We start from the raw sequence: 12,234 nt of genomic DNA, 5'->3' as shown, positions 1-12,234 counted from the left end.
AGGCGTCGCTCAACTACGTTCTATTACCCATTTTAGAACTACTTACCTAAGAGCTATTGCTCATAGGTTCATTAAAATTAAAGCTCTCCTAGGAGTCTTCGCAACTATGTTTCGTAATCTATCTTAGAACTATTTACGTAAGTGTGTGAGCATGCAACTATGTACTATTATTCATTTTACATTTTTCTAAATGGCTAATTTCCAATTTCGAAGATGGATTTAAATTTATTATTGAAGTATGTTATTTTTGAAGTAAGGGTTTACAATTGATATTTAGTTTGAATTTTTAGAAAATTTATTGAATCACCATTATGAGATTGCTATAATTTAATATACTATTATTAACTTAGAATGATTTAGGAGGCTTTCATCATGTCAGAAAAAGTAAAATTTGAACAACGCGACGCGCTTAAAGAAAAACCAGAAGGTAATTTAGGATTCGGTCAATACTTCACAGATTACATGTTAAGTTTTGATTATGATGCAGATCAAGGTTGGCATGATTTAAAAATTGTTCCTTATGCACCATTTGAAGTTTCACCAGCTGCACAAGGTCTTCATTATGGACAAGCTGTATTTGAAGGTTTAAAAGCATATAAACATAAAGGTGAAGTTGTATTATTTAGACCAGATCAAAACTTCAAACGTATTAATGATTCATTAGCACGTCTAGAGATGCCTAAAGTAGATGAGGAATTATTACTAGAAGGTTTAAAACAATTAGTAGACGTTGAACGCGATTGGGTTCCTGAAGGCGAAGGACAATCATTATATATTCGTCCATTTGTATTTGCCACTGAAGGTATCTTAGGTGTAAGAGCATCTCATCAATATAAATTATTAATCATTTTATCTCCATCAGGTGCTTATTACGGCGGAGACACTTTAAAAACAACTAAAATTTACGTTGAAGATGAATATGTTCGTGCCGTACGTGGTGGCGTAGGATTTGCTAAAGTAGCAGGTAACTATGCAGCAAGTTTACTAGCACAAACAAATGCTAATAATTTAGGCTATGACCAAGTGCTATGGTTAGACGGTGTAGAACAAAAATATGTTGAAGAAGTTGGTAGTATGAACATTTTCTTCGTTGAAAATGGAAAATTAGTTACACCTGCTTTAAATGGTAGTATCTTACCAGGTATTACACGTAAATCAATCATTGAATTGGCGAAAGAGTTAGGCTATGAAGTTGAAGAACGTAAAGTATCAATCGATGAGTTATTTGAAGCATACGACAAAGGTGAATTGACTGAAGTATTCGGATCAGGTACAGCTGCCGTGATTTCACCAGTAGGTACTTTAAAATATGAAGATAGAGAAATCGTCATCAACAATAACGAACCTGGCGAAATTACTAAAAAATTATATGACACATACACTGGCATCCAAAGTGGTAAATTAGAAGATACGCATGGTTGGCGTGTAGTTGTCCCAGAATATAAATAAAGTATGTTTATTGCGCTAGAAATCTCAAGTAATTGAGGTTTCTAGCTTTTTATTTTATTCAATTGTGATGGTTTGAGCTTATGCTTTTTGAATGATATCTAAAATAAGCGACTAGATAATTGAATACTTTGACCTTATGGACTTAAATATTTGGAACTTAAAGATTTGATTATTTAAATTTTAATGTATTACTTGTTCAATTTTTACCATTATCTTTCTCAATTTTCATATCTATAAAGAAAAAAACGATAATTATAACTAAGAAAAGAGAATAGAAAATGGTCTTACCATATGGAATATGAAAAAATGCGATGAAAATAATTGAGAATATGTTCAATAATACCAAACTAATCGTTAAGGCTATTTGATATTTTTTCATTATCAATCTCTCCTTTAGCATCATTAAGAAAATGTTTTTAAATGGAGATCGTTATAAATTTGGTAGATCTCGAAACAGTAATTAGCTATTTCCCATCTAAACGCCGACTAATATAGCCTAATACAGCACCAATAATAACTAATACTAAAATATATATTAAATTTGATAATTGATTATCTAAAGTAAGCATTGGCTGAACATAAAACGTAGCAACAATTAGTATTATTAAAAATATAACACCTGCAATTATTCTGTATTTCATCACAGACACCCCTACATTTTTAAGTCATTTTAAAAATTTCCCACATTTTAATTATGCAGCTTTTTAATAAATTTTAAAAACTCAAAGTATATATAGCTATTTATCATCATGTTTTTTCTGTTTAGGTGCGTAGTGATCGATTATAAATTGAAAAATGAAAATGTATGTCCAAAAAAGTATAATTCCCCAAATATTTGTAAGAATATGAATATCTGTTATCCACATAAAAATACAAAGTAATATGATTGATCCAAAATATATAATATTTAGAATTAATCTCAATTTAGATTTTGACATATATTATGCAACCTTTCATGAAAATCTCAACTATTGAATTTCAACCATTCAAAAAAGATATGGCATATATTAATAAATACTGTATGAGAAAGTTTGATTTATTAAATCATTTAGTTACTTAAATATTTAGCGAAAAAAGGCATTTCTTATCTTTAGGCATATATTTTATCTTATGATCACTAATGATTTTAACATTGTTTATAAATATAAAAATAACATAAAATATTAAAAACATGAATTAAACATTTTTATATAATCAGTTTTATTTATAGTTTCTTTAATTCATCTATGTTTAAAGTACAGACATGTTGGAGGGATTAATATTATATTTTAAGCATGGTGTTATTCAAATTAAAGATCATACTTTTATATATAACGTATTATGTATAATATTGGTATCAAAAAAGGATACTTAAATATATGATAAGTAAGAAGGTGTATCACGTGGAATACAAACCATTAAAAAAGCTCTTTCATATGTATGGTTGGGATAATGTGGAAACAGAATATAATATGCGGTTAAATAGTTATTCAAGTTATGTTACCGACTTTGCCATTCATCCAATTCAGGACGAGAAACAACAAAGAGGCATAGAGTATCCTCTATTCTTTGTTCTAAATCGATCATTAGGTATTAATCTTGAAAAGGTCTTGAAAAACTCAGATAGAATTAAGCAACTTTCCTCAGCTTTGCCTAAAGTCGCGAATGAAGCATATATTAAACATTTATTAATCAATGAACTCCAGAGTACAAATGAAATTGAAAATATAAAAAGTACAAAAAAAGAGATTGCTGCGTCACTGAACAAAACAAAAGGTGAGAATAAGCGTTTTGATGGATTAGTAAATCAATATATTATGATTGAAAATGATGACGTTGAAATCAATACAATCACAGATATACGTCATATTTTTGATTCAATTGTTGCTTGTGAAATTCTAGAAAAAGATTTACCAGATGGAAATTTGTTTAGAAAAAATTCTATCGGTGTCTACGACAATTCTAAAAGTAAATGGGTTCATAGAAATGAATTTAATGAACCAGAAATTTATGAATATCTAACCATTTTATTAAGTTTTATTAAAGATTATGAAGCACCCAGTATTTATAAAATATTAGCTAGTCATTATATGTTTGAGTACATACACCCTTTTTACGATGGAAATGGAAGAGTAGGAAGATATATTTTAGCCAAATTACTTAATGATAACTTGGATTCGTTTACAGCACTCACTTTTTCATACGTCGTAAATCATAATAAAAATAAATATTATAAAGCATTTCAAGAAGCATCTGATTATTTTAATAAAGGTGAAATAACAAATTTTATTGATGATATGATGCAATTACTTATTGAAGGACAAAATAATATTATAGAAACGTTTGAAAATAATACAGACATCATTACAAGACTTACTCAGTCTCTTAATGAACAAGCATTAAATAAATATGATTTAAATGTTCTTTTTATATTACTTCAAGACAAAATATTTGGAAGTAAATACTCTAGAATGAGTATTAAAGAAGTAAAAAACATAGTTGGCTACTCAAGAAATAAAGTTAATGAAGTCATAAACAAATATGAAAACAAATTAATTAAGTTAAAAAGAAATCCTGTTGTTTACGAGGTGAAAGACAGTTACGTACAAGAATTACTGACAATGCATCACACTACAAACCAAATATATAAGCAGACAAATACGCATCATTAATAGGCAATTACGCAATAAACGCCAAATTTATCCTCAGGTATTTACAATAAAAGTATAATTTAAATATTAATGAAGGAGTGGAATCCAATGACAGACGTATTCGGTTTCATTAAAAAAGCGATTGACTTTATTAGTAGTATTTTAGTACATGGCGAACCTAAATAATTATTTTCAAAATTATCATCACCCCGAGAGTTAGATTGAAATCTAATTTTCGGGGTGAACTTTATATAACCATATTAATTAAAAACATGATAATTTTTATTCTTTTTGAAAATACGTAATTGATTCAACTTCATTGCAAATTGTTGATATAACATGATACATCCAAAGCCCCAAGATAAACGTCTAACAGATACATATACTAAATAATGGGAAATTGGAATTGTAAATCGTTCTATTAAGTCTAAAATGAAAATCTGTATTACAATAGAAGGATTAAAGTTACGAATTATAGGAGTGTTATGTAAATGGAATGGATATTATTTGATAAAGACGGGACGTTAATTGAGTTTGACAAGAGTTGGGAGAAAATCGGCATAAGATTAGTAGATAGTCTTTTAGATGAATACCCAGTCGCCGATAAAGAAGTTGCGCATCGACAATTGGGTATTCTCGATGATGCAATTGTTCCTGATTCTGTGATGGGTTCAGGCTCGCTAGATGAAATGATTAAAGCTTTCAATAATGTTGTTGGTCAAGATGTCTCAACTTGGACACGTAATACGAGCCAGGAACTTGTTGATACGCGTGTTCCTGAGAATAACTGGATTGATGGTGTATACGATATGATTCAATCATTGAGAAAAGACGGCTATAAAATTGGTATTGTTACAAGTGATTCTAGAAAAGGCGTCTTGCAGTTTTTAGAAGATACAAATTCAAAAGATGCATTTGACTTAGTGATTTCAACAGAAACACATGCTGCTGAAAAGCCCAATCCGGCAGTACTTAATCCATTGTTTGACCACTATGACGTGAAACCTAAAGATGTAGTGATTGTTGGTGATACGAATAATGATATGAAGACAAAGGTAAATGCTGAATTAGGTTTAGCTATTGGTGTACTGAGTGGTATTGCTAAAAAAGAAGAGTTAGTCGACGCTGATGTGATTATAGATACAGCGGTAAGTGTGCCCGAAGTCTTAAAACAATTTAGTGAAAATAAATAAGGTTATAAAAAAACGCTACACAAGGATTCCAATATTGTGTAGCGTTTTTAGATATTATCGATTATCTACGTTACGGTACGTATTAATGACATGTGCGATTTTATCAATAATTGGATCTAATGAGTCAGGATTTTCGTGAATATCATATTCATTGATATTTACACGTACTACTGGACAAGCATTAAAGTTATTAATCCAATCTTCATAGCGTTTAAATAATTTTTGCCAATATTCTGGGTCTGTATTAATTTCCATATCACGACCACGTGCTTTGATACGTTCAATGACTTCATCATAATCACATTCAAGATAAATTAATACATCGGGTTTAGGGAAGTAGGGTGTCATTACCATAGCATTGAACAACTCAGAATAGGTTTTGAAATCATCTTTATTCATAGTGCCTTGTTCTTCATGCATTTTCGCGAAAATATCTACATCTTCATAAATAGAACGATCTTGTATAAATCCACCACCATATTCAAACATACGCTTTTGTTCTTTAAAGCGTTCCGCTAAAAAGTAGATTTGTAAGTGAAAGCTCCAACGTTCAAAGTCATCATAAAATTTATCGAGATAAGGATTATGATCAACATTTTCAAAAGAAGTTTTAAAATTCAGTTTGTCGGCTAACGCTTGTGTCAATGTTGATTTACCAACACCAACTGTACCAGCAATAGTGATAATTGCATTTTGAGGTACTTTGTAATTATTCATTTTTAATTGCTCCTATCATAGGTCTTATTTTTTCTAAAATGGATTGATAATCTGAATCGTTATTGACAAAATCAATATCACTTGTATTAATTAAGACAACATTCGCACCTTCACACTTCATCGCATTATAAAATGTTAAATAATCTTCTTTTAAATTCAATAAATAGTTATCTTCGATATGATGCTCGAAACTACGGTTACGTTTAGCGATTCTTTGTTTCAAAACATTCAAATCTGCATCTAAAAAAATAATCATGTTAGGCATTTCAAGATCTTCTGTTAAAATATCGAAAATGCGGTCAAATTTATCAAATTCATGATGACTTAAAGTGTTACGGGCAAATATTTTATTTTTATAAATATGATAATCGCTAACAACGCCTTGTGTCATTTTTGCGATATCTTTCGCTTGTTTGTATCGATTACAAAGGAAGAACATTTCAGTTTGAAAACTCCATTTAGAGATATCATCGTAAAAATCAGACAAAAATGGATTTTCATCAATTATTTCTTTTTCTTCATAGTAATTTAATGACTGACTAAGCATATGAGCTAGGGAGGATTTACCTACACCAATAGGGCCCTCAATTGCGATAAATGGTTTGTTCATAATCACATCTCCAAATGTTAAAATAGACAATGAGTATTGTATCATAAGTGAGGTATAACACACATGGCAAATGATGAATATTACATGAAATTAGCGATTGAAGAAGCTAAAAAAGCGCAAAATATTGGAGAAGTACCAATAGGTGCAATTATTGTTAAAAATGATGAAGTTATAGCACGATCACATAATTTAAGAGAAACTGCACAGCTTCCGACTGCACATGCAGAACATATAGCGATTGAACGAGCGTCTAATACCATTGGAAGTTGGCGTTTAGAAGGTTGCACCTTATATGTAACGTTGGAACCCTGTGTCATGTGTGCAGGTGCTATCGTGATGAGCAGAATTCCTAAAGTGGTTTACGGTGCTTCTGACCCTAAAGGTGGATGTGGTGGTAGCTTGATGAATTTACTAGTAGAGTCACGCTTTAATCATAGAGCTGAAGTGGTTAGTGGTGTATGTGAACAAGAATGTGGAGATCTATTACGTAACTTCTTTCGAGAATTACGATTAAAGAAGTCTAAAACGAACAAGTAAGCGTACAAATTGTTTTATATTTGTTAAAATAATACACGTGAATATGGTGTCAAAATTGAGGTTTAAAAACTTTCAGATGATACTTTTTCAAAATAAATAGCGTTTAATTAAGATAATGAAACGAGGTAACTGTATGATTAAATTAATAGCAACAGATATGGATGGCACATTGTTAAATGCTGCACATGAAATTTCACAAGAAAATGTTGATGCGATTAAATTTGCACAATCACAAGGAATAACAGTTGCCATTGCGACAGGTCGTGCATTCTATGAAGCGAACACACCTGTAGCTGAAACAGATTTAAGTGTGCCATACATTTGTTTAAATGGTGCAGAAGTACGTGATGAATCGTTTAATATTATGAGTACCTCTAACTTAAATCATGAATTAGTGGAACGCATAAAATCCATCTTGAACCATGAAGATGTATACTATCAAATTTACACTAATAGAGGGATTTACACAGAAGATCCTACTAAAGATTTAGATATATATTTAGATATTGCTAAACAAGCAGGACAAGAAGCGGATGTTGAAAAGATTAAAAACGGCATTCAAAAGCGTATAGATAATGGGACGTTGAAAGTTGTAGATAGTTATGAGGAAATTGAAAATATTCCAGGCGAACTAATTATGAAAGTCCTTGCCTTTAACCCGGATTTAGAGAAAATAAACAAGATAGGGGCAGAACTCTCAGCAATTTCAAGTTTAGCTATCTCATCTTCATCACGTGGTAACCTTGAAATTACCCACTCTGATGCTCAAAAAGGAATAGCGTTAGCGTCTATTGCAGATCAATTAAATATTGATTTAAAAGACGTTATGGCATTAGGTGACAATTTAAATGATGTGTCAATGTTAGAACGTGTAGGTTATCCGGTGGCAGTAGAAAATGCAATGCCTGAAGTAAAAGCCGTTGCTAAATATGTCACAGATACTAACGAAAATAATGGTGTAGGTAAAGCCATTATGAAACTATTACAAGAAGAAAATAATTAATATTAAGAGGTGTTTAGAAGAAATGAAAGGACTTATTATTGTTGGTAGTGCAAAAGTAGGCTCACATACGAATGCGCTTGCTAAATATTTAGTGGGTCAATTTGATACACATGATTTAGATGTTGATATATTTGATTTAGCAGAAAGACCTTTAAATCAGTTAGACTTTTCAGGAACAACCCATTCAACAGAAGAAATTAAAGCAAATGCAAAAGACTTTCAAACTAAAGTTATGGAAGCAGACTTCTTAGTACTTGGCACACCTAATTATCATGGTTCTTACTCTGGCATTCTTAAAAATGCATTAGATCATATCAATATGGATTACGTTAAAATGAAACCAGTAGGGCTAATTGGCAATAGTGGTGGTATTGTTAGTTCAGAACCACTATCACATTTACGTGTCATTGTTCGCAGTTTACTAGGTATCGCGGTACCGACACAAATTGCTACACACGATTCAGATTACAGTAAACTTGAAGATGGTACATTGTATCTTGATGATGACCAATTTCAGTTGCGCGCAAAATTATTTGTAGACCAAATTGTATCATTTGTGAATAATAGTCCATATGAACATTTAAAATAAAATTTAATTATCTAGAAGTACACATATATAATAGTAGAAACTAGTTTTTAAGAACGATTTTTATCGTTCTTTTTTTTATTGTTTTAAAAAGAATATTTCAGACGATTATATAGATTGCAATACAAAGGATATTTTTTTGAACTTAATTATATGAATTTATATTCATCTTTTAATTGAATTTGATATTAATTTATAATTATATGGTTTTTAAAAGTATATCCATGGTATAGTTTAAATATATTTAATTGCTTTCAATTGTTTGGAGCATAATCTTTTAATTCATTTTTTAAATTTAAGTAATTAAATAAACGGTTAAATTAGGTCAATTTATAATTCTTTTAGGGAGTGGTCTGTTTGAAAAATAAACAAAAAAAGAGATTGGATTTTCTACCGAATAAACAAAATAAATACTCAATTAGAAAATTCACAGTAGGGACAGCATCTATATTAGTAGGGACAGCTTTAATCTTTGGAAGTGCTCATGATGAAGCAAAAGCAGCTGAAAAAGAGCAAGCTTCCACAACTATAGATACGAATGAAGCGCAAGATGTAAAAGCAAAAGGTCATGTACAAACATCCGAGAGTGCTACATTATCACAAGTGAAACCAGAACAAATTGACACTACAAAACAAAATGTAGCAACAGATGCAGATAATAATTCTAATTCCGTATCAAACAATAAAAACTCAAATGAAACTAGTAAACAAGAAAGTGAACATCAATTACCAAAGCGAGAAGTGAGTTCTCAAGAAAACTTAAATGAAAGTGTAGAAGCTACTAAAAATTCAACTTCTACAGAAGAGAATAGCAGTACGCAAACTTCAGATAGGGATATAACTAATGAAGCTAAGTCAGAACAACCTACTGTAGAAACATCTACTACAAACCAAGAATCAAAAAAGTCAACAGGTTTAACTCATAAAGATAATCAATCAAGCATAGAAAGTGACGCTACTCAAATCAATGATGATTCAAACTTGGAAGATAGCCAAGAAGAGAAAGACAACCAAACTTCAAATATTAACTTAAACGAACCAACATCTGTAGAAGATAATAATGATTTTAAGACAGTTAGTGCATCAGGTTTAGATTCATCATTTGAAAATACTGAGACAAAATTAAATAATACTAATGATAATACAGAAAAAGAGAAAGCATTAACAAATTTTGTAGCTGAGAATACTGGTAGTTCAATTGTAGAGGCTAGTGAAAATGTTAACAACCTTAATATTGACTATAATCAAGTTGATAATAAAGCATTACTAAGTGCGCTCATTAAGGCTGACTCTAATAAAAAAGATTCCGAGGCTACATATGCGACAACGAGTGATGTAAATACAACGCGTTCTGTACAACCAAAAAGTAGATTAGCTGTGAATAAATTAGCTGCTGCTAGACAAGGTCAAAATGTAAATGATTTAATTAAGGTCTCAAATCAATATATAGAAGAAGGCCATAACAATGACGGTGTAATTCACGCACATGATGGTGAACCAATAACATATCATTCAGATATTGCTGTTGATGATGCTGTAAATAGTGGAGATACAATGACAATTGATTATGATCCACATACAATCCCGTCAGACTTAACTGATGAATACTTTGTGCCAGATATTGCAGATAGCAATGGTGACATTATCGCAACAGGCACATATGATAATGCAACTAAACGCGCAACATATACATTTACAGATTTTGTTGATACACACTCAAATGTTAAAGGGACGCTATCGTTATCATCGTTTATTGATAAATCAAAAGTGCCAACAAGAAATACTAACATCGATATGACTTTTAAGACTGCTAATACTGCTTATAATCAAAATTTCACAGTTGATTATCAGTATCCTAGAGTCAAAGGGGATTCAAATATCCAAAGTATATTCACTCATCTTGATTTAGATAATCAAACCGTTGAACAAACGGTATATGTCAATCCATTAAGATACACAGCTAAAAATACAGATGTCACAATCAATGGTAATGGACCAAATGGTAGTACAATTATAGATAACAATACTGAGATTAAAATTTATAAAGTGGCATCAAATCAATATCTTCCAGATAGCAATAGAATTTATAATTATTCTCAATATGAAGATGTTACTAATGAATATCCAGTGACTATAAATAATAATAATACGGCTACAATTAATTTTGGAGATATTAATACGCCATATATCATCAAAGTAGTTAGTAAGTATCAACCAGACGCTGAAGGTAATGTAAATGTCGAACAATGGGCGTCTATGGTTACATCTAATAAATATTATGGTACAGATGATACAGCAGAGTATGGTAATAATATAACATTTGCTACAAGTAATGGTAACGGTAATGGTGACGATACAGATAGTGATGCGGATGCTGACGCAGATAGTGATGCCGACGCGGATGCAGATGCCGACGCAGATGCGGATGCCGACGCAGATGCCGATAGCGATGCCGATGCAGATAGTGATGCTGATGCCGACGCAGATGCAGATGCAGATGCAGATAGCGATGCGGATGCGGATAGTGATGCTGATGCTGATGCCGACGCAGATGCTGATGCAGATGCAGATGCGGATAGTGATGCCGACGCCGATGCTGATGCCGACGCCGATAGTGATGCCGACGCCGATGCAGATGCGTATGCAGATAGTGATGCGGATGCGGATAGTGATGCCGACGCCGATAGCGATGCAGATGCGGATAGTGATGCCGATGCCGATAGCGATGCGGATTCTGATAGCGATGCCGACGCAGATCCAGATAATAGTGAATTACCAGAAACAGGAAACAACGAAGAGAAAAATGGAGTGTTATTCGGAACATTAATTGCAGGTATAGCATCACTAATATTAGGTAGAAAGCGAAATAAAAAGAATAACTAAGAAATAAATGTATGAAATTAACCCGTAGTGTGAAACTGCGGGTTTTTTAAATGCTAATTATGGTAATAATAAGTATGACGCTAGATTTTATAGTAAATGAATACCAAATTTAAATGTTATTAAATAATATAATAAAATTATATAATTTTCTAAAGTTATTTAGCGTGGACAAATTAATGTTTTTTTAAAAATCAGATTTATATATTGTAACAATATACAAAAAGTGATAAGGTTTGTATGAGTATTGTACTCAATAAATTTGGAAAATAGGGGTGTGAGTTATTTGAAGAAAAAGCCGAATAAACGATTAGATTTCTTACCGAATAGATTAAATAAATATTCGATAAGAAAATTCACAGTGGGGACGGCATCAATTTTAGTTGGTGCAACATTAATCTTTGGTGCAGGACATGATGTAGCTAAAGCTGCTGAAACTAATCAAACTGAAAGCGGAGAAAATCAAAGTAATTCAAAAGCATCTGAAGAAGATGCTAGCAATCAATCAAACACATCTCAGAACGCAATTTCACAAGAAAATTCAACGCAAGAAACTAATACTAGTGCAGAACAATCAACTACAAATGAAAACGCTACTGAAGAAGTAAGTCAAGAACAGCCTTCAACAG

The 12,234-nt window shown here is 31.5% G+C and carries 12 protein-coding genes and 1 pseudogene; 9 read left to right on the top strand and 4 right to left on the bottom strand.

Annotated features, from left to right (window positions below; translation table 11 throughout):
* Positions 1 to 372: 372 nt before the first annotated feature.
* Entirely contained in the window at positions 373 to 1,449 is a 1,077-nt protein-coding gene (locus tag KA828_RS11835; RefSeq protein ID WP_210126278.1) for a branched-chain amino acid aminotransferase, read from the top strand.
* 196 nt (positions 1,450 to 1,645) lie between these two features.
* On the opposite strand, the gene KA828_RS11830 is transcribed toward KA828_RS11835, so the two are convergent.
* Together KA828_RS11830 and KA828_RS11825 are read right to left on the bottom strand one after the other, a co-directional pair.
* Positions 1,646 to 1,828 (bottom strand): hypothetical protein, encoded by a 183-nt coding sequence (locus KA828_RS11830; protein ID WP_245336091.1) that lies wholly within the window; start codon positions 1,826 to 1,828, stop codon positions 1,646 to 1,648.
* Positions 1,829 to 1,913: 85 nt separating this feature from the next.
* Positions 1,914 to 2,090 carry a hypothetical protein gene (locus KA828_RS11825; RefSeq protein WP_154392029.1) on the bottom strand — a complete coding sequence of 59 codons (177 nt, stop codon included), beginning with the start codon at positions 2,088 to 2,090 and terminating at the stop codon, positions 1,914 to 1,916.
* Between the two features lie 741 nt (positions 2,091 to 2,831).
* Here KA828_RS11825 and KA828_RS11820 point away from each other — a divergent pair.
* Positions 2,832 to 4,100: a Fic family protein gene (locus KA828_RS11820; protein ID WP_210126277.1), complete on the top strand. Its 1,269-nt coding sequence runs from the start codon at positions 2,832 to 2,834 to the stop codon at positions 4,098 to 4,100.
* 470 nt (positions 4,101 to 4,570) lie between these two features.
* Positions 4,571 to 5,272, top strand: coding sequence for an HAD family hydrolase (locus KA828_RS11815; protein ID WP_210126276.1), 702 nt, complete (start codon positions 4,571 to 4,573; stop codon positions 5,270 to 5,272).
* 54 nt (positions 5,273 to 5,326) lie between these two features.
* Here KA828_RS11815 and KA828_RS11810 read toward each other — a convergent pair whose 3' ends face one another.
* Both KA828_RS11810 and KA828_RS11805 read right to left on the bottom strand, forming a co-directional pair.
* Positions 5,327 to 5,989, bottom strand: coding sequence for a deoxynucleoside kinase (locus KA828_RS11810; protein ID WP_210126275.1), 663 nt, complete (start codon positions 5,987 to 5,989; stop codon positions 5,327 to 5,329).
* A complete protein-coding gene (locus tag KA828_RS11805; protein WP_210126274.1) occupies positions 5,982 to 6,599 on the bottom strand; it encodes a deoxynucleoside kinase in 618 nt (205 codons plus the stop codon). The genes KA828_RS11810 and KA828_RS11805 overlap by 8 nt, the downstream gene beginning before the upstream one ends.
* 63 nt (positions 6,600 to 6,662) lie before the next feature.
* Here KA828_RS11805 and tadA point away from each other — a divergent pair, with 63 nt between their 5' ends.
* The 6 genes and pseudogenes from tadA to KA828_RS11780 form a co-directional block, all read left to right on the top strand.
* Positions 6,663 to 7,136 carry a tRNA adenosine(34) deaminase TadA gene (gene tadA / locus KA828_RS11800; RefSeq protein ID WP_210126273.1) on the top strand — a complete coding sequence of 158 codons (474 nt, stop codon included), beginning with the start codon at positions 6,663 to 6,665 and terminating at the stop codon, positions 7,134 to 7,136.
* A gap of 133 nt (positions 7,137 to 7,269) precedes the next feature.
* The gene (locus KA828_RS11795) at positions 7,270 to 8,139 is read left to right on the top strand and encodes a Cof-type HAD-IIB family hydrolase (protein ID WP_210126272.1); all 870 of its coding nucleotides are present in this window, start codon (positions 7,270 to 7,272) and stop codon (positions 8,137 to 8,139) included.
* Between the two features lie 22 nt (positions 8,140 to 8,161).
* The gene (locus KA828_RS11790) at positions 8,162 to 8,728 is read left to right on the top strand and encodes an NADPH-dependent FMN reductase (RefSeq protein WP_053031100.1); all 567 of its coding nucleotides are present in this window, start codon (positions 8,162 to 8,164) and stop codon (positions 8,726 to 8,728) included.
* Between the two features lie 354 nt (positions 8,729 to 9,082).
* Positions 9,083 to 9,185 (top strand): annotated as a pseudogene (locus tag KA828_RS13440) (YSIRK-type signal peptide-containing protein); the annotation flags it as partial.
* Positions 9,186 to 9,328: 143 nt separating this feature from the next.
* A complete protein-coding gene (locus KA828_RS11785; protein ID WP_481906429.1) occupies positions 9,329 to 11,608 on the top strand; it encodes a fibrinogen-binding adhesin SdrG C-terminal domain-containing protein in 2,280 nt (759 codons plus the stop codon).
* Between the two features lie 283 nt (positions 11,609 to 11,891).
* Positions 11,892 to 12,234 (top strand): YSIRK-type signal peptide-containing protein (locus tag KA828_RS11780; RefSeq protein ID WP_245336090.1); only part of this gene is annotated, 343 nt, incomplete at its 3' end.

It is taken from the genome of Staphylococcus sp. GDY8P85P (assembly GCF_017892405.1).
GTDB lineage: Bacteria > Bacillota > Bacilli > Staphylococcales > Staphylococcaceae > Staphylococcus > Staphylococcus borealis.
This window is presented reverse-complemented; position numbering and strand designations above follow the sequence as displayed.

Bases quoted from the DNA above. Each gene is read 5' to 3' on its own strand.
- KA828_RS11835 (WP_210126278.1), top strand. From the start codon at position 373: ATGTCAGAAAAAGTAAAATTTGAACAACGCGACGCGCTTAAAGAAAAA.
- KA828_RS11830 (WP_245336091.1), bottom strand. From the start codon at position 1,828: ATGAAAAAATATCAAATAGCCTTAACGATTAGTTTGGTATTATTGAAC.
- KA828_RS11825 (WP_154392029.1), bottom strand. From the start codon at position 2,090: ATGAAATACAGAATAATTGCAGGTGTTATATTTTTAATAATACTAATT.
- KA828_RS11815 (WP_210126276.1), top strand. From the start codon at position 4,571: ATGGAATGGATATTATTTGATAAAGACGGGACGTTAATTGAGTTTGAC.
- KA828_RS11810 (WP_210126275.1), bottom strand. From the start codon at position 5,989: ATGAATAATTACAAAGTACCTCAAAATGCAATTATCACTATTGCTGGT.
- KA828_RS11805 (WP_210126274.1), bottom strand. From the start codon at position 6,599: ATGAACAAACCATTTATCGCAATTGAGGGCCCTATTGGTGTAGGTAAA.
- tadA (WP_210126273.1), top strand. From the start codon at position 6,663: ATGGCAAATGATGAATATTACATGAAATTAGCGATTGAAGAAGCTAAA.
- KA828_RS11795 (WP_210126272.1), top strand. From the start codon at position 7,270: ATGATTAAATTAATAGCAACAGATATGGATGGCACATTGTTAAATGCT.
- KA828_RS11790 (WP_053031100.1), top strand. From the start codon at position 8,162: ATGAAAGGACTTATTATTGTTGGTAGTGCAAAAGTAGGCTCACATACG.